We start from the raw sequence: 23544 nt of genomic DNA on the forward strand, positions 1-23544 counted from the left end.
GCGTGTCCTATGGCAGCGAAATGCCAGCAGACCGGACAAGGCTCGCAAACCCCGCATTCCGGTTGACCCGAACTTTACCCGATAACTCGATTTCGACAAAGGGGTGCAGGGCATCGAACCATAATCCCTTGGCGGCCAAGGCCGGCACATCCTCTGCGGCGGGCTCTGGGGCGGTGACCCGTTCCACGTAAGTCGTCACCGTCGCGATGACGGCCCCCGCCTCAGGTTCCGCCAGAACCACTGTCCAGACATAAATACGCCCCGGCTCCAGCACGAGTTCCGAGCGCGACAGGTCGAGCGCGTAGAACCCTTTTCGGAACCGACCGTTGCCGGAAATACCGACTCCGTTCTGCTGCGACCCGACCGGGGCCAACTGCGCGGACATCTGGCCTGAAAAATTATCAGCCAAGTGCCAGATCAGCGGGGGTTTGCCCAATGTGGTCACGCCGCCGCCAGCCGGTGCGAGCACGGCCAGTGCTCCAGCCTCTTGCCCGACATCGCGCGTGGCAGCGCCGACGCGGTCCGCCGGGGCACCGATGGTGGGCGGAATGAAAATGACCTCGTCTGGATCAGCCTGCTGACTGCCTTCGCTTTCTTGCGCCGACAGGGAAATGGTCGAGCCCAGAAGCAGCAGCAGACCGGTTATCAAAGCGCCAAGAGTGTTTCCCGAACATGCCGGTGTCATCATTGCGATGCCCCCCTCTGTGCCGATCCTGTCAGCAAGAATAACGCAATTTCCCGCGACTTGTCGTCGTGGATAAGGTGCCCGACCAACTGAAACGTGAAATAGCGTCCAACGAGTTCTCGAAGATCAGCGCTGGCACAGATCGTGGTTGCCGACGCGCGCCTAACTTGCAACGCTTTTCCGAATGCCTCGATACGGGCTGCGATGTTCACCGTGTCGCCCATGATGTTGTATTGAAGGCTGCCCGCGCTGCCCAACGTGCCGCCCAAAACCACGCCACTATGGAGCCCGATCCGCAGACCATAAGGTGCCAACAGACCACCTTCTGCATTCAGTCTGTCAATCCGGTCAGAAATTTGCAGTGCCGTCCGGCAGGCCGCGACAGCGTCCTTCTGGATGTCCTCCTCGGTCGTTCGAGGCAGCGGCGCACCGAACACCACCAGGATTCCGTCACCGGTGAACTTCTCAATGAACCCGCCATTTTCGCGAGCGACCTGGCTCATTTCATCCAAAATCCGGCTTGTCCAGTCCATGAAGGCACCCGGTTCGGCCGAGCCGCCGACGGTCGTCGAGCCTTCCAGATCGGCAAGAAGGACACTGACGCGCAAGCGGCAGGGGCGCGGCTTTCCGCCAGCAAAAAGGATATCACGCGCGTTCCATATCTCGGCTGTGAGTTCCGGGGACAGATGATCCGAGAACAGTCTGGCGATGGCCTGGCGTTGCCGACGCGAGATGATCCCGACAGTGAGGAGCGCTAAAAGAAAGGCGGTAAACCAAGCAACCGATGTCGGAACGACCGGCAACCATATGCCACGAGACAAAAGGTTCGAAAGCGCCACTCCAATAGCGATGGCAAGGCCTGGTCCAAGTAGTATGACGGTCAGCACAGTGCGCGACAGAACCCCAGCTAATGCCCCGAACAATGCGCTGGCGAAGATTATCGCCAAGTGCGCACTTTGCCCGGGGCTGCGCATCGGTTGGCTGCGGCCCGCGGCATAATCGATTAATTGCTGGGTGGTGGCTGCATGCACCAATACGCCATAGCTGAATGGCGTCTGTGGCGGGTTGTTCAGCGGTGTGCGGAAATCGTCTTTGATCGACTTGCTGGTAACCCCGATCAGGGCGACTTTTCCTTCGATCATGTCCGCGTCTGCTTGTCCGGCGAGCAAGTCGCGGGCCAGTATGATCGGGGCCATCGGCAATGCGTTGGTGTAATCCAGCAGCACCTGATAGCCCGTATCATCTAGCCCGCGATAGCTGCCGAACCTGTCTTCCAGCCGTCGCACCGGCGTCTGACCAAACAACAGGGTCCGGGGATCGTCCGGCCAGGCTTTCAGGCTGTTTTGACCCGTGGCGCGCAGGGCCAACTGTGCGCTGAACGCCAAAGAAATGCGATCGGTGCCGCTGACCAGCAGAATACTGCGCCGGGCGACACCATCCGCGTCGACGGGGATATCAGCAAACCCCACGCTGCCGTCGTTCTGCGCAAAATCCGGCGCCTCGATGCTCAGCCCGCCGCTGTCGTTCAGTTTCACAACCCAGATCGCATTGGTCTTCAGGAACGCCGCTTCGAGTTGCTGCCGCCCCTCGATCACCTCATTGTCGCGATAGATATCGATACCGATTACAGCGGCACCTGCCGACGACAGTGCGTCGATAATATTCGCAATCTGACCATCTGAGAGGGGCCAGCCCCAGGTGCGCAAATCCTCGTCATCGACCGCGACCACGACAACATCCTGTGCCAACGCATCGCTGGCCCTGCGGTCCAAAACCCAATCGTAATGTGCAAGCTCGGGCCGCTGCAGGTAACCTTCAGAACGAAGGCCTGCGAGGATCGTGAAAACTCCAAGCGCGGCAAGACCCGCCACGAAAAGCGCCTGCATCGGACTGAGAAGCCTTTTGTTCATCCTACAAGTCTGCAGTTGTTCGAAGGTAAATAGCAACTTACGTTCGTTGATTTCTCAAGACCATCGGGGAGTTTGCGGGGCTGAACGCCGCTCAAACCGTGTCTTTGAGGGTGAACTGTACATGGTGGTCTTTTGATGAACCTGCTAAAGCTATCGGTTCAGGGTCGAGAAATTGACTCCGATATCGGCCACCACTTGTTTGCGCTTCAGCTTGGCTGTCAACGCCGCGTGCATTGCCCTAGCGTGCAAAGTCAGGGTTGGTTTGCATGCCATGTTGTTTCTCTTTTGTGATAAATATCAGGTCACATGGGCTGAACATGTCCGCGACAGGCTCGCAGAGTCTTTCTTTGCCCTAACGTCGTTGGCTTGATCCAAAGCAAAGCCCAAGGCTCAGCAGCAGTATAGAGGAATACCCGCAGCGAGTTTTCAGGCGGTGGAAAATGAAGAAAAACTCATTGATTTTTCTTGCTTTGGCTGCGCTCGCGATGGTGGGCGTGGTGGTCTATTCCCTGGTCTCTGAAAACGGGAACCAGTTGCCTGATGGATTTGCGCAGGGGAATGGTCGAATTGAGGCGGAACAGATTGAAATTGCGCCGACCTTAGCCGGACGTGTCGAAAGCGTCATGGCAGTTGAAGGCGGCATGGTCGCCACCGGAGACGTGCTGGCGGAAATGGACAATGATGAGTTGTCCGCCACGCTAGATCGTGCCAAGGCCGAAGTGGCGCTGGCACATCAGACCAAAGTGGAAGCGGAGGCACTTGTTGTGCAGCGGAAAAGCGAACTGCGCCGGGCCGCGCAGGAGCTTCAGCGCGCAACGGCGCTCCTGACTGGGCAGAATATCTCTGAAACGGTTTTCGAAGAACGCGAAACCATACACCAGGTTGCTGCGGCGGTTCTGGGCGCCGCACAGGCCCGTGTGGCAACCGCAGAAAGTCAGATTGCTGCCGCCGAGGCCGAAGTGCGCCGTATTGAGGCACTGATCGAAGACAGCTCGCTTTTGGCTCCGACACGTGGGCGTGTGCTTTATCGGCTGGCAGAACCTGGCGAGGTCGTTGCCGCGGGTGAACCAATCCTGACTCTGCTCAGCCTTGAGAATGTGTATATGGAGGTGTTCCTGCCTGCGCGCGAAGCCGGATTGCTGCCTATTGGTGCCGAAGCTCGCATCATTCTTGACGCCCTGCCGGACTATTCCATTCCAGCCTTTGTAACCTTTGTCTCACCTGAAGCACAATTCACACCCAAGCAGGTCGAGACTTTGGATGAACGCGAACAACTGGTGTTCCGCGTCCGTGTGCGCATCCCCGAGAATCTGGTCCAACGCCGGATTGAGCACGTCAAAACCGGGCTTCGCGGTGTTGCCGTGATCCGGATCGATCCAAACCTTGCGTGGCCAGAAGCGTTGGAACAGGGTATCCCGCCCGAGCTGTTCGAATGACGCCAGAGGCCGACATTGAGATTCGCATCACGGGTGTCACGCACCGGTATCGCAGCGATGTCGCGTTGCAGTCGGTTTCGCTTGATCTTCCCAGGGGCCAGCTGGTCGGCTTCATCGGACCGGATGGGGTGGGAAAGTCGACCCTGCTGGGGTTGATCACCGGTGCAAAGAAACTGCAAACCGGATCAATCAATGTTCTAGGTGGCTTGATCGACGACGCCGCGCACCGACGCCTTATCTGCCCGGCCATTGCCTTCATGCCACAGGGCTTGGGTCGAAACCTTTATTCTGAGTTGTCAGTACGCGAGAACCTTGAGTTCTTTTCGGGGCTTTTTGGCCAAGGGCAAGAAGAATGTGACATCCGGATCAATGCGCTGTTGTCGGCGACAGGGCTGGCGCCGTTTGAAGACCGGCTTATGGGCAAGCTTTCGGGCGGGATGAAGCAAAAGCTCGGCCTGTGCTGTGCTCTGATACATGATCCGAAGTTGCTGGTTTTGGATGAACCGACAACCGGTGTCGATCCACTCTCACGCCGTCAATTCTGGGCATTGATTAATGCCATTCGGGCAGAGCATCCCAGACTGTCCGTCCTTGTGTCCACTGCTTACATGGAGGAGGCGGAAAGCTTTGACCGAATTGTTGCAATGGACGGAGGTCGCGTCATCTTTCAAGGCAAACCTGCTGAACTGAAAGGGCAGGACCGGGATCTCGAAACCGCATACCGGCGCTTGCGGTCACACGATGGTTTTGGATTGGCGTCGGAACAAACACCTGTTCGGCAGGTCAACCCGAACCCTGTGATTTCTGCCCGAGGCCTGACACGTCGGTTCGGGGATTTCACCGCTGTCGACAGTGTCGATTTCTCGATCCATCGCGGAGAGATATTCGGTTTTCTTGGGTCAAACGGTTGTGGCAAATCCACCACAATGAAGATGTTGACCGGCCTGTTGCCAGTCAGTTCCGGAGAGGCATTGTTGTTTGGCAACCCGGTTGATGCACGTGATCGCAAGATGCGTCGCGACATCGGATACATGAGCCAGGCTTTTTCGCTCTATGGCGAGTTGTCAGTTCATCAGAACCTACAGCTTCATGCCCGGATATTTGCAATCCCTGATCGAGAGGAGCGCATATCGGAATTGACCGAACGTTTTGGTCTGACGGCCCATCGCGACACACTAGCTGCCGCGCTGCCTCTTGGAATCAAACAACGTTTGTCATTGGCGGTGGCGGTTATCCATCGTCCCCGAGTTCTCATTCTTGATGAACCAACCTCGGGTGTGGACCCCGAAGCACGCGATGTCTTTTGGGCTTTGCTGGTCGAACTTTCGCGCAAGGACTTGGTGACGATCTTTGTCTCCACCCATTTCATGGCCGAGGCAGAGCGCTGCGACCGCGTATCATTCATGCATGCGGGCCGTGTTCTGGCGGAAGGTACGCCCGCGGACCTGATCGCCGCAGAAGGCACCGGCAGCCTTGAGGAAGCTTTCATTTCAGTTTTGGAGGCCGCAGAAAAACCTGCACCTGTCGTGGCACCCAAAGTTGACTTTGTCACCAAGACCAAGGTCACCGGACAAGGTATCGGTCGTGCCCTGACTTACACACGACGCGAAGCGGTTGAAGTAGTCCGCGATCCAGTTCGTCTGGCATTTGCATTTCTTGGCTCGGCGATTTTGATGCTGGTGTTCTGCTTTGGCATAACACTCGACATAGAAGATCTTGAGTTTGCCGTTCTGGACTTGTCTCAAAGCCCGGAAAGCAGGGCTTACACGGAAGAAATATCGGGATCGCCTTATTTCAAGCAAACGCCGCCTTTGATCAGCGCCACAGAAGGGCGCAGACGGTTGCAGGCAGGGGACGTTTCGATGGTGATCGAGTTGCCACCTGATTTCGGGCGCAAGTTGCGCACAGGTGAACCTACCCAAGTGCTGGCAACCGTTGATGGCGCGATCCCCTTCAAGGGGGAAACAGTCGAGGGGTATGTCGCCGGGCTGCACCAGTCGTTTCTTGACGGGCAGTCGAGGACCACAGGCGAACACGCGGTTGAGATCGCCCGTATTGAACCCCGGTTTCGCTATAACCAGAGCTTTGAGAGCATTGCCGCGATGGCCCCGGCCATGCCCGCCATCCTGCTGATCATGCTGCCTGCCGTGTTGGCTGCGGTCAGCGTCGCACGAGAGCGCGAGCTGGGCTCGGTCGTCAATTTCTACGTAACACCGACAACGCGGCTCGAGTTCCTGATCGGCAAACAGATACCCTATATCATGATTGCCTACGTGAATTTCCTGTTGCTGGCCGCAATGATTATTTTTGTCTTCGATGTGCCGCTTAAGGGCGATCCCCTGCCTTTGGCATTGGGTGCGTTTTTGTATGTTTGGGCGACGACGTCTTATGGATTGCTGATCGCAACCATGACATCGAGCCAGGTGGCAGCGACTTTTGCCACTGCTATCGCTTCGGTCGTGCCTACCATCCAGTTCTCGGGTCTTTTGCAGCCCGTATCAACGCTTGAGGATGGTGCGCAGCTTATCGGCTCTCTCTGGCCCTCATCCTACTTTCTGCACCTCAATGTCGGGGCCTTCACCAAAGGGCTTGGATGGGAGGCGCTCGCACCGGACATTTTGGCACTGGCCTGCTTTGGACCGGCGTTGACACTGATCGCCGCGCTTTGCCTTCGCGCGCAGGAGAAGTGAATGCAGCGATTGTCCTTCATATTCTGGCTTGGCCTGAAAGAAGTGATGAGCCTGCGTCGGGACTGGGTGATGATGGCGCTGTTGGTCTGGTCTTTCACGCTGGCACCCATGATGGAGGCAACCGGCGTAGCGACCTCGGTCAACAACGCGTCGATTGCATTTTCTGATGAGGACAATTCTCCACTGTCCCGAGCGCTTGCCACGGCATTTTTTCCACCCGAGTTCCAGCCGGTCGTACAAATCGAACCAGGTAGCGGTCCAGCGCAAATGGACGACGGAGAATTCATCTTCATAGTTGTTGTTCCACCGGGATTCGAGAAAGACCTGAGGGCAAGGCGCAAGCCTGAAATCCAAGTTCTGATCGACGCCACGGCGATGGAGCAGGCCGGGATCGGTGCCAGCTATATCACCAATATTTTGGGTGCCGAAATTCGCCGCTTTGCGATCGGTGTCGATCTTGTAGATCCACCGCTGGTCGATGTCATCCTAAGAAGCGCTTTCAACCCCAACCGTGATACCGTGCGTTTTGCCGGGATCGTTGCCCTGATCGGACAGATCATGTGGCTTACCACCATTCTGACCGGCGCTGCCATGATCCGAGAGCGGGAGCACGGGACGATTGAGCATCTGCTGGCAATGCCACTGACCCCGTTTGACATTGCAGCAGCCAAGATCTGGGCCAATGCAGCAATTGTCCTGATTGCTGCCAGCCTGTCGCTAACCTTTGTCATGCAGGGTGCGCTGGGAATTGAAATCTCGGGATCAAAAGGACTGTTCCTGTTTGGCACCGCCCTGTTTCTGTTCACCGCGACCGCACTCGGGGTTTTTCTGGCAACGATTGCGCGTTCGATGGCGCAGTTTGCGCTTTTGGTCATGCTGATCGTCCTTCCCATGCTGATGCTGTCCGGAGGAGAGACGCCGGTTGAAGGGCAGCCAGACTGGTTGCAGGTCGGGACGCTGCTATTACCATCTCGTCACTATATGGCCGCCAGTCAGGCGATTGTTTTCAAGGGCGCCGGTCTCGAAACAGTTTGGCCAGAGTTCATCTGGATGGCTTTGCTGGGCGCTGTCCTGCTGGCAACAAGCCTGATCCTCTTTCGGAGGTCTGTTGAGTAATTGAACCAAACCAGTTCTGATTAATACTCAAGGGCGATTTCACAATGTCGCTGGGATGAGTGATTTATTCATGTGTGACCGGATGCACGGCCTCCGATCATATATGGAACACAAATTTGGAAAGGAACGACAATTTTGTGCAGGCCATCAAATCTCCATTCCTGACTCTCGGAAAGATGGGTTACTCGACCCGAGAAAGCAGCAGAAAAACAGGTAAGAGGTCCTCGAACAATTCTATAGTTCGTTCAATGAGGTTCGGTTCGATAGCAAAGGCAGGATTGCCTAAATCTGTCCAGACGGTAAAGCCTTTGCGGCGCAATGCCTCTTCATTTGGATGATCTTTGTCGAAACCGGAGGGAACACGTTTCAATTCAGGATCCCCGACCCGGAAACCACGCTTTCGCATCTCAGCGGCAAGCTGTATCACCTCTGCCCCATTGGGGCCTGCCATCTCTGTTCGGAAGGCATCCAACGCTTCCTTTTCGTACTGAAACACCCCGCAGCCAAGCGCCAGATCATCGGGTGAGAGACCGAAGAACCACATCGGCGGCTGATCCGCACTCCCGTCTGGAATAAACGCAATATGCAGGTGTGCGTTGTAAGGTGTTTTGTCCTTGGAAAATCGGACATCCCGATGAATACGGAAAATCTTGCTGCTGTGGGTCTGGCCAGTCAGATCACGCAAGGCATCCGCCATGTTATCCGCGAAGTGCGTGCCTGCCTGCTTCAAATGGGTCTCGTAAGTCGATTTGTTGGCTGCAAACCATTCCTTCGTGTTATTGGCTCGCAAATCCCTGAGAAAACCAAGCGCTTCGGGTGAGAAACTTTCAAACTGAGCCATTGCTTTCTCCGTTCAGTCTTTCGCGGGAAGGGCCGCGGCGTGTTCGAGACAAAGGTGTAACCAGCGCAGCAAAGCGGCGTCATCGCAATCACTCTCATCCACGCGGATAAAACCACCCAGTTTGCGTGCACCGTGAATCACTTCTTGAGCCGCAGGGTCCGCCAGCGCAATGCTTTCGTTGTCCTTGCCCACCCGGAACATGAAACGGCCCAGCCCGTCGTTATGCCGCCGCGCCCCGCACAGCATGTTGCCGTTCAAGAAAAAGCAATTGCCACCCATCATACGCTTTTCTGAAATGCCCACATGCGCGGCCAAAGCGTCACGAATGCGTGCGTTGAGGGATTCATCCACCGGCATCAGCTGGATGCCTCAAGCTGCCGGTGGATTGATGGCGTGAACGGAATATAATCGACGAAGTTTCCATGTGCCCGCATTACGCGCACGAACCTGTCGCCCCCATCCCATAGCGGATGGGCAACCGTCCTGAATCGACGCAGGTCAAAAGCAATCGCCAGTGGAACGGTTACCCAGTCTAATAACGCTGCAATAACCTGCACAATGTGCGTATTTTGTTCCATCTGCGCCCTCCTTTCAGACAGTTCTCAGGGTCTCATGCTTTCATAGGTGATCAATGCAAAGCGGGCACCTTGGGGGTCGTTCAGCGTGGCCATGCGCCCGACACCCGGCATATCCATCGCGGGTTGAAGAACTGTGGCGCCGTTGGCTTCGGCCTTTGCAACACTGGCATCCACATCGGGTACTGTGAAGAAGATCGTCCAGCTTCCACGCGCCTCTGGCATTGGTGAAAAGCCTCCGATAGCGGTCTCGCCCACAACTGCGGCTGAATAACTGGACCCATCCTGCATCGGCATATCGCTGATCGTCCAGCCCAGCACATCCTGATAAAAGGATTTGGCCTTGCTCTGATCCGGCCCGGAATGCCCGATCCATCCTGAATTTCCGACAGCCGTCATCTCAAGTATACTCATGGGTACCTCCGTTGGTTACGCCCGCCACATGCGGGTCTGACCCAAGGACGTACGAGGAGTGTGTGTTCCTACAGGCCCTCCAATTCTTTTTGACTGATTTTGATTTTTTCTTTGATCACGTCACATTCCAACGCGGTGGGGGAAAGCGCCAACACGGTTTCAAAGGCGGAAATGGCGTCTTTATGATCCCCCGCTTCTTGCAAAAGGCCACCTCGCATTGCGTGAAACCAACGATAGTTGGACAACTCCTGTGACAGCGGATCCATTGCTTTCAATGCATAGTGTGGGCCGTATAGCTTGGCCTGTGCGGCAATCTGGTTGAGCCGGATCACCGGTGTCGGCTGTAATGCGTAAAGGGCAGCATAGTGGCTTTCGATCAACGCCCAGTTGGTTTCTTTGGATGAGGTGGAACCGGCATGTGCCGCTGCGATTGCAGCCTGGATGATATATACCCCGCGGTGGCCAGTCCGCTGGGCTTTTTGCAACAGCGATGTAGCCTCAGCGATATTCGAGCGATCCCAAAGATCGCGGTTCTGATCGTCGAGTGCGACAAGCTTGCCTTCCACGTCAATCCGGGCCCGGCGCCGGGCGTGTTGAAACAACAATAGCGCCAGCAATGCGGCCTGCTCACCCATTGCAGGGAACAATGCGACAAGAAGGCGGGCAAGCCGGATGGCTTCTTTGCACAGCGTGAGCTTGATTTGCTGCGGCCCGGCCGAGGTCGACCACCCTTCGCTGAACATCAGATAAACCATTGTCGAGACTTCGCCCAACCGGGCTTGCCTCTCAGCCGGGCTTGGCGTTTCAAAGGCGACCGGGTTATTTGCGATCTTCTTTTTGGCGCGGGTAATGCGCTGTTCCATGGTTTTGGATTTGACCAGAAATCCGCTAGCGATCTCATCGACACTCAGCCCCACGACCACCCGCAAAGCAATGGCGATCTGATCCCGCCGATCCAGTTCCGGATGACAGCAGATGAACAGCAAGCGCAGGACATCGTCCCGCATCTCGTCAGGGTCGGGTGTTTCCGCCGGCATCCGTTGAAACTCCTCTGCGTGGCGAGACAGGATTGCCGTGCGCCGCCGGGATTTGCGTAATTCGTCCAGACCCGCATTCCGGGCCGTGGCCAGAAGCCATGCCAATGGATCACGAGGCGCCCCGTTCTGGGGCCAAACCGCCAAGGCTTTCAGGCAGGCGTCGGAAAAGGCCTCCTCTGCGGTGTCCAAATCCCGAAAAACCCGCGTCAGGGCAGCAATAGCGCGCGGGCGTTGTTCAGCAAATGTGGCCTCCAGCCAATCTGACATGATCTATTCCGACGATATGGCACCCCCGGCCCAGGCCACAGGCCGAACTTCCAGCCGCGCGACCGGTGAAGAGATCAGTTTTGCATGTTCCAACGCTTCCTCAAGGTCTTTGAAGTCAGCGGCGTAAAACCCAAGGAAGTTTTCCTTGGTCTCGGAAAACGGGCCATCGGTGATCAGGGGGGCAGCGCGCTCAGACGTGGCCGGTTCGACCATTACCGCTGACGTTGGCGGCATCAGTTTTATCGACACGAACTCTCCGCGTTCCGACAATACTGCTTGCAGGGCGCGATGGCCTGACATCACTTCGTCTTGGCGATCTTTCGGCAATGCCTCGAACACGCCCGGTTCCCCATAAATTGTGATTGCGTAAATCATTTTCGCCTCCTTGCGTTGGTCGCATTGTGCAAGGACGCGCGACGCCATGCAAATCCGACAACGACCAGAACCGACAAAACTGCCTAGGCCGCTTTTGTCTGAAAACCCAGCGGCCCGGGCTTCCATTTCCATCCAGATAACAGGTCGGGGGTTTTCAATAACCGGAGCAAAACCGGTACCTTGAAAACCGGTTCCCAGAAAAATGTCCAAATGGTAGGCTGCGAAACTATGGAAAGCCGGCCAAATCGTCGATTAGCAGCCATCTTAGCCGCCGATATCGCAGGCTATTCAAGATTGGTTGGCTTGGATGAAGAAGGCACCATCGACAAGCTGCGCCGGATCCGCGCTGAAGTCATCGAGCCCTTGATCGCCGGGTATTCAGGGCGCATTGCGAACACAGCGGGTGACAGTTTTCTGATCGAATTCCCCAGCGCGGTCGATGCGGTTCGCGCGGCCGTCGCGATACAGGCTGAACTGACGAAAAGAAACTCAGATGCGGAACCCGACCGCGCAATCGTTCTTCGGATCGGTTTGAATGTCGGCGATGTCATCTCAAACGCAGACGACATCCTGGGTGATGGTGTCAACGTGGCCGCACGGCTTGAGGCGCTGGCAGAACCTGGGGGGATTATCGCATCGCAGGCGATTGTCGGATACGCGCGCAACAAGGTGCCCTTCGCCTTTACGCCAATTGGCCCGCAATCCGTCAAGAATATCGCGGACCCCATTGAGGCGTTCCGCGTCGAAACAGATGCGTTGACCCCGGCGGTAAAGCAAAAAACGAAGAAAGCGCCGCGTTTAATGAAGCTAGCTGCAATCCTGATCGTGTTGGGCGCGACCGGGTATATCGGGACAAAGACATGGGAAAAGGGTCAGTTGCGCGCTTCTGAAGCACAGATGGCTTACCCTCTGCCGGACCTGCCCTCGATCGCCGTGCTTCCCTTGACGAATTTCACCAGCGACGCGTCCAACAAGATGTTGATAGATGGCGTTTCCGAGGATCTGATAACGGACTTGTCCCGCATATCAGGGTTATTTGTCATCGCCGGAAACACATCCTTTGCATTTCAGGACCGCGAAATTGATGTGGCAGGTTTTGCCGAGAAACTGGGCGTTCGCTATGTCGTTGATGGAAGCCTTAGACGTAGCGGAGAAGGTTTTCGGGTCAACATCCGCCTGACGGACACGTTGAACGGCAGATTGATCTGGGCGGAACGTTTCGACGGTGAAATCGACGAGATCTTCGACCTGCAAAACAACATTGTACTGGCGATTGCGCGCGAGTTGGATGTCCCGCTCGACACGCAAAGCCGGATTGCTATCGAAAGCATAGAGACTGAAAAGATCGAGGCGCGCGAAGCGTTCCAACGCGGGTGGGCGCTTTATTCACGCTTCAATGAACAGGACAATCTGGCCGCAATTCCGCATTTTGAGCGGGCTGTCGAGCTGGACCCGAATTATGCGCGCGCCTGGGCGATGTTAGCTATGGTACATTTGCGACCGCACATCTTCCACCACTGGTCAGGCTTTGCGAATGCTGAAGAACAGATGCATATCGGGCTGTTCTATAAATACTACCGTGAACTGACGCATCAGGACACCTCGCTTATCCACGTCATCAGGGCAATAGTCGCTCTCAACCTTCCGGACTGGGACAGCGCCGAGGGTGTAAGTCGGGGAACGGAAGAAGCGAGACAAGAAGCCGCGAAAGCCATTGCCCTGCAACCAAGCGACCCCGAAGCGCATGTGACAATGGGATGGGCCTTGATCGCGGGTGGCGAGCCAGAGGAAGGGTTGGCATTTGTACAGGCTGCAATGCGCCTCGACCCGGAATACCCCAGCCACTACGCGCTATTTCAAGGTGCTGCGCTGTTTGCGATGAATGATCTGACAGGTGCAGAGGCTGTTATTAGGTCTGAGCTGGACCGAAACCCGCAGGCAGTAGAGTTGATGCCATTTGCAGCGTCGGTTCTGGCCTTGAATGGCGATCGAAGCAGCGCGCGTGCAATGATCGAACAATGGCAGAATGGAAAAAACGAGAAGGTTCTGGGCGAAGCGGTGCGCGATTATTTCTTTATCGTGCGATGGATCGGCGAGCATCAGCATTTGAACAATCGCTTGAAAAACGGCCTTCAATTGGCCGCGCTTCCGCCGAGCACGACAGTTGCGAGCCTCAAAGCTGATCTGATGCGCGGAGATGCCAAGGAACAACGTGACGCGGCTCAGTCTTTGGCGCTCTTTGGGGCCGATGCAGCCCCAGCCGTTCCGGAACTGATCATGCTGTTGGGCAGCCCTTCGGTTTTTGTCAGAAAAGAAGCGGCCATCGCCTTGGGTGAAATCGGAGAACAAGCATCCCCCGCACTGCCTGCATTGGAAGCAAACGCAGACGGGTCTTTGTCGGGAAGATTTGCCGCCCGAGCCATTGAACAGATACGCGGAGCCTCACAATAACGACGACTTTGGGCGCTATCGACCACTTGGCTCCTGCTTTTCTGGAGACTGTCGGCTAGAAACACAGGCAGATATCCTTCGTCCCGTTGACCGCAACCTCAGGCAGGTGTTCTGAAAGCACTCAGGCTTTCGCTGAAATGCTCAATGAACTCCAGTGTGATCAAAGACGGCTGCTTCAAGACTGGGCGTACCAGCGAAAGCGTATGCGGCAAAAACGGCTTGAATGGCCTGTAGCTTAGCCCTCGGTCCGTATATTGGACTGCGTCCAGCTCGCTGACGATGGAAACGCCGACGCCTTTTATCGCCAATTCACATGCCGCCGTGAATTGCCTGACCTCGATATGCGAGTTGAGTGTAGCGTTGGCCCGCTGAAATGCCTTCGAAAGCCGTCCGAAAAAGTCGCTGTCGCGCCGCGTATGTATGATGTTCTCATCTGCAAGATCGGATGGCGCCACCTCCAAGAGGTTCTCAAGCGCGTGATTTTTCGGGAATACGCAAACCGTGCGCACATCGACATTTCTGCTTTCGACCCCCGGATGACCGTTAAAACCATCAGTGATTCCAAAGTCATATTGTTCGCCAACCATCCATTCCAATATCCGTTCCGGCCTGTCCGGTTCGATCGTCATGGTGACACCTGGCCGGTCTTTCAGAAAACTTGCCACAACATCCGGCAGATGGCTGGTGGCGAAACCGGGCAGGCAGGCGACGCGGATATGCCCGGCTTTACGCTGCGTGATATTCTGACTCGCGTCCGATATCTGCTTCATCAATTCCAGGACACGGTCCACGCTGGGTTGCAGATAGCGAACTTCCTGGGTTGGCACCAATCGCCCTTTGCGGCGATCAAAAAGTTGAAATCCAAACGATTTTTCAAGATCCGACAGCAACCTGCTGACAGCTGGTTGGCTCACCCCCAAATCGGCGGCCGCTGCTGTGACCGAACCATTGGTGGTCACCGCCATGAGTGCTTCCAATTGCCGAATTCTCAAAGTTTGTCTCATTGCAGACCCAGTTCCGCTTTTTCATTCACGCTGTATAACATTGTATTATGTTTTTTGCCAATAAGTAGGGCTTGAATTATATTTCTGTAACGGTAACGTCGTGAAATCGTCATGTGTGTCGAATACGCGTTGCAGTCGGTACTCAACGAAGCATCAAACCTGATGCATGGGAGGAATCATGAAAAAGAATTTGCTTGGCGCTCTTGCCGTTACAACTGCCTTGTCCCCCTTGGCGGCAATGGCACAAACCGAAGTTCAATTCTGGCATGCCTTCACCGGCCGCCTTGGCGAACTTGTCAAAGCGCAGGTTGAAGAGTTCAACGCCAGTCAGGATGAGTTTGTCGTGGTCGAAAGCCACAAGGGCAACTATTCGGAAACCCTGAACGCTGGTATTGCCGCTTTCCGCGCAGGTGAACAGCCACATATCCTGATGGTTTTCGAAGTCGGTACCGCAACGATGATGTCGGCAAAAGGCGCGATCAAGCCGGTCTACAAAGTCATGGCCGAAAGTGGCGCGTCTTTTGATCCCGATGCCTATATCGGTGCGGTGAAAGGTTATTACACCACCACCGACGGAGATATGTTGTCGCTGCCGTTCAACTCTTCCACGCCGGTCTTGTGGGTCAACCGCGATGCCATGCAGGCGGCGGGTGTTGATCCTGACACCGACCTGTCGACTTGGGAAAAAGTCGGCGATGTGCTGGAGCAACTCAAAGCCGGAGGCGAGGACTGCCCGCTGGTGACGGCATGGCAAAGCTGGATCCACCTGGAAAATCTGTCTGCCTATCACAACGTTCCGTTTGCATCGCAGGACAATGGTTTTGCCGGTCTGGATACAGAACTGATGCTGAACGGCCCGGTACAGGTCGCGCACCTGAGCGCCATGGGCGACTGGGCAAAGGATGGGGAATTCATCTATACCGGTCGCAGAAATGAAGGCGGCGCAAACTTCCGGGCCGGTGAGTGTGCCTTGTTCACCGAAAGCTCGGCCGGGTATGCCGGGATAAAAGCCGAGGCCGAGTTCGACTTTGATGTGCGCCCGCTGCCGTATTGGGAAGCGGTCACAAACGAGCCGCAGAATACCATCATCGGCGGTGCATCCCTTTGGGTGATGGAAGGTCATGATCCGGAAGAATATAAAGGCGTTGGCGAGTTCTTGAGCTTCTTGTCTTCGTCTGACGTTCAGGCGGCATGGCACCAAAATACCGGGTATCTTCCGATTACTGCGGAAGCCGGTGAAGCGACCCGTGCGGCCGGTTTCTATGATGAAAACCCGGGCACCGATATCGCTGTGATCCAGATGACCGCGAAAGAGCCGACAGCAAATTCGAAAGGTCTGCGTCTGGGGTCTTTCGATCAAATCCGCGGTATCATCGATGAGGAGCTTGAGGCCATCTGGTCCGGTGAGAAAACCGCCCAGGAAGCCATGGACAGCGCAAAAGAACGCGGTGACGCGCTTTTGCGCAGGTTCGAATCGGCAAATCAATAAACCTCTGAAATCCGATGCGGGCTCGGCAGAGCCCGCATCCACTTTTCCCGGCGGGTCATCAGGATGGAAAAACGCGTCACATTCCGCGGCTGGCTGTTGCCATTGGCGCTGATCGCCCCGCAGGTCGTCATTTCTGCCGTATTCTTCTTCTATCCCGCTGCACAAGCTGTATGGCAGTCGCTTTTCATCCCAGATCCGTTCGGGTTGTCGTCCAAGTTCGTCGGTCTTGGCAATTTTGAATTTCTACTGAGCGACAAGTTTTATCGCGCATCCTTTGTAACCACGGCGGTGTTTTCGACGCTTGTTACTCTCTGCTCCATGATCCCGGCCCTGTTTCTGGCAGTCATTGCAGATCGGCTGATCAAAGGATCCGGAGCTTATCGGACTCTGTTGATTTGGCCTTATGCAGTCGCACCGGCGGTTGCGGGTGTGCTCTGGCTGTTCATGTTCAACACGCGCGTCGGTGTCGTGTCGTGGTATCTTGGACAGCTGGGCTATGACTGGAACCACGTCTTGAATGGCACCGAGGCAATGGGGCTTGTGGTTGTCGCTTCGGCCTGGGGGCGCATCAGTTATAACTTTTTGTTCTTCTTCGCTGCACTCCAGTCGGTTCCGAGGTCGGTCATCGAGGCCGCCGCGATCGATGGCGCACGATTCTGGCGCAGGTTTTTCACGATTGTCCTGCCGTTGCTGTCACCTACAGCGTTCTTCCTGCTTGTTGTGAATGTGGTTTACGCGTTCTTTGAAACTTTTGGCGTAATCCACACAATCACCGGCGGCGGGCCGCAGCAGGCCACGACCATACTGGTCTACAAGGTCTTTTCAGACGGGTTCGTCGGTCAGGATCTGGGCTCGTCTTCGGCGCAATCGGTCATTTTGCTGATTGTCGTCGGCCTTCTGACCGTCATTCAGTTCAAGTACGTGGAAAAGAGGGTGCATTACTGATGGCAGCCCAACAGCACGGAATGGTCGAAAAGCGCGGAGCGGGTATCTGGCTGACACATGCCCTGATGATCCTTGGCGTTCTGGTCATCTTCTTTCCGATTTGGCTGGCATTTGTCGCCTCAACCGTTACCCAGCCGGAAGTTGTATCACCACCCATGCCGCTTTTGCCGGGTGATCAGTTCTGGGAGAACTACAAGGCAGCCCTGTTTTCCGGCGTGAATGTCCCCGTCGCAACGATGCTGTTCAACAGCCTTGTGATGGCCATCGGGATCGCAGTGGGCAAGATCGTCATTTCACTGCTGTCGGCATTTGCAATCGTCTATTTCCGCTTTCCCGGTCGAACAACGTTCTTTTGGCTGATCTTCCTGACCCTTATGTTGCCGGTCGAAGTGCGCATCGTTCCGACATTTGAGGTCGTGGCCGGGTTCGGCATGCTCAACAGCTATTACGGGCTGATCTTTCCGCTGATCGCCTCGGCCACGGCGACCTTCCTGTTCCGTCAGTTCTTTCTGACAATCCCGGACGAGCTGGCCGAAGCTGCGCGTGTGGATGGTGCCCGGCCTATGCGGTTTTTCATCGATATCGTCGTACCGATGAGCCGGACAAACATCGCGGCACTGTTCGTCATCCTGTTTATCTATGGGTGGAACCAGTATCTGTGGCCGCTGCTTATCACCACCGACCCTGAAATGAACACCATTGTGATGGGCATCAAGCAGATGTTCCCGTCTGGCGATGATGTAGCTGATTGGCCGGTCATCATGGCAACCTCCATTCTGGCGATGATCCCGCCGGTCATCGTGGTGGTGTCGATGCAAAAGCTTTTTGTCCGCGGCCTTGTTGATAGCGAGAAATAGAAAATGGCAACAGTAACCCTGGAGAATGTCAAGAAGAGCTTTGGCCCGACAGATGTCATACATGGCATCGACATCCACATCGAAGATGGCGAGTTTATTGTCATCGTCGGCCCTTCGGGCTGCGGAAAATCCACGCTGTTGCGGATGGTGGCAGGGCTTGAGACCGTGACCGCGGGTGAAATCCGGATTGGTGCGGAACGGGCCAACGAAAAAGAGCCGATGGATCGCGACATTGCCATGGTGTTCCAGAACTATGCGCTCTACCCGCATATGTCGGTCCGGCAGAACATGGGCTATGGCCTGAAGATCGCAGGGTTGCCCAAGGCCCAGATCGATCAAAAAGTGACCGAGGCGGCCAGGCTATTGCAGCTTGAACCATTGCTGGATCGCAAACCCAGACAATTGTCAGGCGGCCAACGTCAGAGGGTGGCTATGGGTCGCGCGATTGTCCGTGAACCTGCGGTCTTCCTGTTTGACGAGCCTCTTTCGAACCTGGACGCCAAGCTTCGCGTGCAGATGCGGCTTGAGATTCGTGAGCTCCAGGAAAAACTGGGGATCACGTCGCTTTATGTAACACACGATCAGGTTGAAGCCATGACAATGGCCGACAGGATGATCGTCATGAACGGCGGTATCGCCGAACAGGTTGGCACACCGCTAGAGGTATACGAAACACCAAGAACCCTGTTTGCGGCGCAGTTCATCGGCAGCCCCGCGATGAATGTCTTTGAAGCCCGACGCGAAAACGGAACCGCCATGATTGGTGAGGTCGCGGTTGGTTCGTCGCCGGGCCCTGATACTGCCTTTAAACTGGGGGTACGACCCGAGCATCTATTGCTGGATGACAATGGCCCGATTGAGGCCATGATTCAGATGGCAGAGCCATTGGGGGCAAACACGCTGTTGCACGGTCAACTGACCGGCTCTGGCGATCCGATCACGATCAGCCTTCCGGGTGTACATCCGATTGAAGGCCGACATCCGAACATGCGGTTTTCTGTGTCCTCAAACCATTTGCATCTGTTTGACCAATCTACCGGTGAAAGGCTGGAAGGCTGATGGCATTCCCTCAGGTCGAGGCTTTCCGGGGGCGCGACAACCTGATCCGCATCGTAGGCCACCGGGGTGCGCGAGGTGTGTTGCCTGAAAACAGCATGATTGGCTTCGACTTTCCGTTGTCCATTGGCGTGCCGCTTCTGGAGTTTGACGTTGTTCTCACGGCTGACGACATCCCTGTCATAACCCATAATCACCGGCTGCACGCCCCCAGTTTTCGCGATGCTGACGGCCAGTTTATGACCGGGGAAGAGCCGAAGGTTTCAACCCTGACATTCGAGCAGATTCAGAAGTTCGATGTCGGGCGGTTGGATGGGAATTCTGCCTATGGTCGGCGTTTTCCTGATCAGGCACAAATGGATGGCGTTCGCGTTCCAAGGCTGCTTGACCTGCTGGATCTGGTGAGTGACCCCCAACATAGCGATGCCTGTCTGATGCTCGAGCTGAAGTCGGACCCCGATTTGGCCCATGACGCGCGCTACAGAGAGAAGTTTGTCCGTCTTGTCCTGCAAGAGGTCCGTTCCAGGGCCCTGTCGTCGCGCGCCGTTCTGCACAGTTTCGACTGGAATCTGTTGGAAGAATGTCAGCGGCAAGCGCCTGATATGCCATCTTCTTATCTGACCCAACTTCCCGAAAACGCCGAGGATGTAGGTGAGGATTCTTCAAAAGCAGTCTGCCCGGATTTTCGAGGCCGCAAAGGCGATATTCCGCTATTGGTCAAGCAAGCGGGCGGCTCACTGTGGTGCCCGTATTCTGCAGATGTAACTGCCGAAAACGTCGAACTGGCCAAGGATTTGGGCCTTTGCGTTGCGGTTTGGACGGTCAATGACCCTGTAGACATTGCCAAGATGATCGACCTGCGTGTGGATGCCATTGTTTCTGATTATCCGGGTCGGGTGCAAAGGCACTTGTCTGACCGGGGTATGAGCTGGCGTTAAACCGCCCTGAAGGCCGGGGCTGAATGCCTCGCCCTTCAGTTTATCAAATTTCCTTCGTACGGGCAGAGAACCCCTAGAACAGTTGCAAATCCTTCGCGCCGCTTTGGATTTCAGCAAAGTTCGGCATGTTCTGGATCGTAACAGGTGCGGGTTTCGTGCCCGGCATCGCAACCGTCGGTTTCGCCACGTTCGCCATTCCAAAGACCGGTTTTTCCAGCTCCCCCCGGATATCGCGCAGCAGCGTTTTATGATCCGGCATCACTTTGACGATCTGCGCAAGATCCTCTTTCGCACGCTGCATGCCCTGGAACCAGATCACTTTCTTCAACGGCCGCAAACGATCTCGGATGCCGGTACCGTAACCCGTATCATAGACCTGTTTGCCCAACAGAACCGTCTGGTACACGCGATGATCAAACAGCGTGGCAAATTCCACATCGTGATCCATCGGCAGACGGTGCTGCCACAATTCCAGATTCTCGGCCAGGCGATCCGGTATCTTCATCTCTGTTCGCGCGTCGATCCAATACGGGTCATCCTTTCGGTTACCCAATCGGTAATGCAGGCAGATGAATTCCAGAACCTCGTTATAAAGCTTATCCATCTGCCGGTTGTATCTTGCCCGCAGCGACGGGGCGACGTCGCGCGTCGGCAAGTGTTCTGCAAACCAGCGTACTGCGTGGTCAATCATGTGGATCGCGGTACTTTCCAACGGCTCGATAAACCCGCCGGACAGGCCGATTGCCACACAATTCTTGACCCAGGCATTGCGCACGCGCCCGACGCGCATCGGGATGATCCGCGGCGTCAAACCCTTACCGCTGTCACCCAGCCATTCAAGATATTCGTCTGCCGCCTGATCATCCGTTCGATGCGCCGACGAGAACACATAGCCCGTACCCACACGATTGTAGAGCGGCACCCGCCACGTCCATCCCGCGCCCAGCGCGGTCGACCGCGTGAGGCTTTCGATCTTGTTGGGATTGCGGTGTTCGACCTGCAACGCCATGGCGCGATCATTGGGCAGGTAGTCCGAATAATCCAAGAACGGCTCGCCCAGCGCCTGATTGATGATCAAACCGCGGAACCCGGTGCAATCGATGACCATTTCGATGTCATGACGGCCCGCGCGCTCCAGCATCAGATGGCTGACGTTGCCCTGTTCATCCAGCTCGACTTTCTGTACCTCGTCCTGGATATGCTCGACGCCGCGCTTGGTACAGACCGTGGTGAGCATGCCCGCAAACTTCACGGCATCCAGATGATAGGCATAGCCAAAACGCTGTTCAAACTCGGGCTGACCCAGCTGCCGCGCGCCTTTGCACAGACGGCCCAGATGATCGTGGGGCGAGATGGACTGTGTAAAGTCCCGTTCTCCGTTGCCAAAGCGCAGGAAATACTCGGCGGCGTCCAACCCTTCCAGCATCTGGCCATGGGCAAAGGGGTTCACGTAATCGATGCGTTTTCCTTTGGGGTCCTTGTTCCAGTTGCAGAACTTCACGCCCAGCTTGAAGGACGCGTTCGTCTCGCGGAAAAAATCCCGTTCGGAAATGCCCGCCTGACGGAGCGTGACCGGCATGCGTGGCACCGTAGCCTCACCCACACCCACGGTCGAAATATTAGGGCTTTCGATCAGGCAGATATGTGGCCGGTCCGCTGTTGATGAAGTGCGTGAAAACACCATGTCCAGGATCAACGCGGTCATCCAGCCTGCCGTGCCGCCACCTACGATGGTGATCTTGCGCAAACGATTGTTCATATTCTTCTATCCCCATTGGTTTTGAGGACTATATCAAGTTTCCAACGCTTATCTAGGCTCTGCCATTATGTGCCTTGTGACCCGGCTTTGAACATGTCCCTGAACTGGTCGCGCAAGATGTTCTTTTGGACTTTTCCCATTGTATTGCGGGGCAATTCATCCAGTTGAATAAGCGTGCGGGGATGTTTGAACCGCGCCAGGCTGTCGCGCACAGTATCCATCAACGCGTCGAGATCCGGAGATTGCCCAGGTTCGGCAACAATCAGGCCCAGCACGGTTTCGCCGAAGTCGGGATGCGGCACGCCGATCACTGCGCTCTCCAGAACACCGGGCTGGCTGTCCAGAACCAGCTCAATTTCCTTGGGGTAGATATTGTAGCCACCCGAGATGATCAGGTCCTTGTTGCGCCCGACGATATGGACATACCCATTTTCGTCGACCCGTCCCAGATCACCGGTGATGAAAAACCCGTTTTTGCGCAGCTCGGCAGCCGTCTTTTCCGGCATCTGCCAATATCCCTTGAACACGTTCGGGCCACGCACTTCGATCTCGCCGATTTCACCCTGCGGCAAAGGGTTGCCGTCTGCATCGCATATCTTCAGTTCGACCCCTGGCAAGGGAAACCCGACCGTGCCCGCGCGACGTTCGCCGTCATAGGGGTTCGAGGTGTTCATATTGGTTTCGGTCATGCCATAGCGTTCTAGGATACGATGACCGGTACGCTCCTTGAATTGTGTATGGGTATCCGCAAGCAGAGGGGCTGAGCCCGATACGAACAGGCGCATATGTTCGGTCAGCCCCCTGGTAAAACGCGCGTCTGCCAGCAGGCGCGTGTAGAAGGTTGGCACGCCCATCATCGACGTGGCTCCGGGCATCCTGTCAATGATCTGATCCGGGTCGAATTTTGGCAGCCAGATCATGCTTCCGCCGACAGCCAGAATGATATTGGTGGCCACAAACAGACCATGTGTGTGAAAGATCGGCAGCGCGTGCAACAGAACGTCTTCCGACGTGAACCGCCACTCTTCGACCAGTGTCCGCGCATTGGACAACAGGTTGTTCTGGGTCAGCATCGCGCCCTTTGAACGTCCGGTGGTGCCCGACGTATAAAGAAACGCCGCCAGATCCTCACCATCCCGATCCACAGTCGCAAAGCTGTCTGGCATTGCTGCCGCCAGATCCATCAGCGAGCCCGAGCCATCCGCATTCAGCGTTTCCACCCTGCCCCCGAAACGCGCGGCAATCGGGGTCAGTTGGTCTTTGCTTCGGCCGTCGCAGACAACAAGTGACGCGCCGCTGTTTTCGATGAAATACGTCAGTTCGTCCACGGTATAGGCGGTGTTCAGCGGCAGGAAAACCAGACCGGCCTGCGCGCATGCTGCGTATAGCGCCAGCGCCTCAGGCGATTTATCGACCTGAGCCGCAACCCGGTCCCCGGGTTTTAGGCCCAGTTGCGTGGCCACATGGGCGATCCGGGCGGCTGTGCTCAGAAAGTTTTGATAGGTGACGGTCGTCCCGTCTGTCAGGTGCAGGAAAGCCGTATCTTTGTCGGCGTGAATGCCAAACAGATCATCATAGAGAGGGTTAGCCATGTTCGATCCTCCGTTTCCCCAGCCATAACGGCGAACCGCTTCTCAGGGGAAGGTTCAACTGTGTCACACTGCGCTTTTGCTTGCAGTTCAATGTCTGGACACGTCGC

The 23544-nt window shown here is 55.9% G+C and carries 20 protein-coding genes; 9 read left to right on the top strand and 11 right to left on the bottom strand.

The window, feature by feature from the left end:
- Positions 1–7 precede the first annotated feature (7 nt).
- Together ACR0AM_RS16210 and ACR0AM_RS16215 are read right to left on the bottom strand one after the other, a co-directional pair.
- The gene (locus tag ACR0AM_RS16210; RefSeq protein ID WP_480494782.1) at positions 8–688 is read right to left on the bottom strand and encodes a DUF928 domain-containing protein; all 681 of its coding nucleotides are present in this window, start codon (positions 686–688) and stop codon (positions 8–10) included.
- Positions 685–2595, bottom strand: coding sequence for a CHASE2 domain-containing protein (locus tag ACR0AM_RS16215; protein ID WP_480623465.1), 1911 nt, complete (start codon positions 2593–2595; stop codon positions 685–687). The genes ACR0AM_RS16210 and ACR0AM_RS16215 overlap by 4 nt, the downstream gene beginning before the upstream one ends.
- Before the next feature lie 440 nt (positions 2596–3035).
- Between ACR0AM_RS16215 and ACR0AM_RS16220 the strand changes: the two genes are divergently transcribed.
- From ACR0AM_RS16220 to ACR0AM_RS16230, 3 genes are read left to right on the top strand one after another with little or no spacing between them, the layout of a single operon-like run.
- Positions 3036–4031, top strand: coding sequence for an HlyD family secretion protein (locus ACR0AM_RS16220; protein WP_480623466.1), 996 nt, complete (start codon positions 3036–3038; stop codon positions 4029–4031).
- Entirely contained in the window at positions 4028–6721 is a 2694-nt protein-coding gene (gene rbbA / locus ACR0AM_RS16225) for a ribosome-associated ATPase/putative transporter RbbA (protein ID WP_480473996.1), read from the top strand. The genes ACR0AM_RS16220 and rbbA overlap by 4 nt, the downstream gene beginning before the upstream one ends.
- Positions 6722–7837, top strand: a complete 1116-nt coding sequence (locus ACR0AM_RS16230; protein WP_480623467.1) for an ABC transporter permease — start codon at positions 6722–6724, stop codon at positions 7835–7837.
- 181 nt (positions 7838–8018) lie between these two features.
- On the opposite strand, the gene ACR0AM_RS16235 is transcribed toward ACR0AM_RS16230, so the two are convergent.
- The 6 genes from ACR0AM_RS16235 to ACR0AM_RS16260 form a co-directional block, all read right to left on the bottom strand.
- Positions 8019–8678, bottom strand: a complete 660-nt coding sequence (locus tag ACR0AM_RS16235) for a DUF2461 domain-containing protein (protein WP_480623468.1) — start codon at positions 8676–8678, stop codon at positions 8019–8021.
- 12 nt (positions 8679–8690) lie between these two features.
- Complete coding sequence (locus ACR0AM_RS16240) at positions 8691–9029, bottom strand: TfoX/Sxy family protein (RefSeq protein ID WP_480623469.1); 339 nt, start codon at positions 9027–9029, stop codon at positions 8691–8693.
- A gap of 5 nt (positions 9030–9034) precedes the next feature.
- Positions 9035–9256 carry an MAPEG family protein gene (locus ACR0AM_RS16245; protein WP_480623470.1) on the bottom strand — a complete coding sequence of 74 codons (222 nt, stop codon included), beginning with the start codon at positions 9254–9256 and terminating at the stop codon, positions 9035–9037.
- 24 nt (positions 9257–9280) lie between these two features.
- Positions 9281–9667, bottom strand: a complete 387-nt coding sequence (locus ACR0AM_RS16250) for a VOC family protein (RefSeq protein ID WP_480623471.1) — start codon at positions 9665–9667, stop codon at positions 9281–9283.
- A gap of 68 nt (positions 9668–9735) precedes the next feature.
- Positions 9736–10971, bottom strand: a complete 1236-nt coding sequence (locus tag ACR0AM_RS16255; RefSeq protein WP_480623472.1) for an RNA polymerase sigma factor — start codon at positions 10969–10971, stop codon at positions 9736–9738.
- A 3-nt stretch (positions 10972–10974) separates the two neighbouring features.
- Positions 10975–11346: a YciI family protein gene (locus ACR0AM_RS16260; protein WP_480519345.1), complete on the bottom strand. Its 372-nt coding sequence runs from the start codon at positions 11344–11346 to the stop codon at positions 10975–10977.
- A 228-nt stretch (positions 11347–11574) separates the two neighbouring features.
- Between ACR0AM_RS16260 and ACR0AM_RS16265 the strand changes: the two genes are divergently transcribed.
- Positions 11575–13797, top strand: a complete 2223-nt coding sequence (locus ACR0AM_RS16265; RefSeq protein ID WP_480623473.1) for an adenylate/guanylate cyclase domain-containing protein — start codon at positions 11575–11577, stop codon at positions 13795–13797.
- A gap of 98 nt (positions 13798–13895) precedes the next feature.
- Here the strand turns inward: ACR0AM_RS16265 and ACR0AM_RS16270 are convergent, their stop codons facing one another.
- Positions 13896–14801 (bottom strand): LysR substrate-binding domain-containing protein, encoded by a 906-nt coding sequence (locus ACR0AM_RS16270; RefSeq protein WP_480623474.1) that lies wholly within the window; start codon positions 14799–14801, stop codon positions 13896–13898.
- A gap of 178 nt (positions 14802–14979) precedes the next feature.
- Between ACR0AM_RS16270 and ugpB the strand changes: the two genes are divergently transcribed.
- From ugpB to ACR0AM_RS16295, 5 genes are all read left to right on the top strand, one after another.
- Positions 14980–16290, top strand: a complete 1311-nt coding sequence (ugpB, locus tag ACR0AM_RS16275) for a sn-glycerol-3-phosphate ABC transporter substrate-binding protein UgpB (protein ID WP_480605817.1) — start codon at positions 14980–14982, stop codon at positions 16288–16290.
- 63 nt (positions 16291–16353) lie between these two features.
- Positions 16354–17235: a sn-glycerol-3-phosphate ABC transporter permease UgpA gene (ugpA, locus tag ACR0AM_RS16280; RefSeq protein WP_209505975.1), complete on the top strand. Its 882-nt coding sequence runs from the start codon at positions 16354–16356 to the stop codon at positions 17233–17235.
- A 20-nt stretch (positions 17236–17255) separates the two neighbouring features.
- Positions 17256–18092 carry a sn-glycerol-3-phosphate ABC transporter permease UgpE gene (gene ugpE / locus ACR0AM_RS16285; RefSeq protein ID WP_267365578.1) on the top strand — a complete coding sequence of 279 codons (837 nt, stop codon included), beginning with the start codon at positions 17256–17258 and terminating at the stop codon, positions 18090–18092.
- 3 nt (positions 18093–18095) lie between these two features.
- Positions 18096–19151: a sn-glycerol-3-phosphate ABC transporter ATP-binding protein UgpC gene (gene ugpC / locus ACR0AM_RS16290; RefSeq protein ID WP_480623475.1), complete on the top strand. Its 1056-nt coding sequence runs from the start codon at positions 18096–18098 to the stop codon at positions 19149–19151.
- Positions 19151–20086, top strand: a complete 936-nt coding sequence (locus ACR0AM_RS16295; protein WP_480623476.1) for a glycerophosphodiester phosphodiesterase family protein — start codon at positions 19151–19153, stop codon at positions 20084–20086. Before ugpC ends, ACR0AM_RS16295 begins: the two co-directional genes overlap by 1 nt.
- A gap of 73 nt (positions 20087–20159) precedes the next feature.
- On the opposite strand, the gene ACR0AM_RS16300 is transcribed toward ACR0AM_RS16295, so the two are convergent.
- Complete coding sequence (locus tag ACR0AM_RS16300) at positions 20160–21845, bottom strand: tryptophan halogenase family protein (protein WP_480473978.1); 1686 nt, start codon at positions 21843–21845, stop codon at positions 20160–20162.
- A 65-nt stretch (positions 21846–21910) separates the two neighbouring features.
- Complete coding sequence (locus tag ACR0AM_RS16305) at positions 21911–23437, bottom strand: malonate--CoA ligase (RefSeq protein WP_480623477.1); 1527 nt, start codon at positions 23435–23437, stop codon at positions 21911–21913.
- Positions 23438–23544 lie beyond the last annotated feature (107 nt).

It is taken from the genome of Ruegeria sp. AD9 (assembly GCF_056542305.1).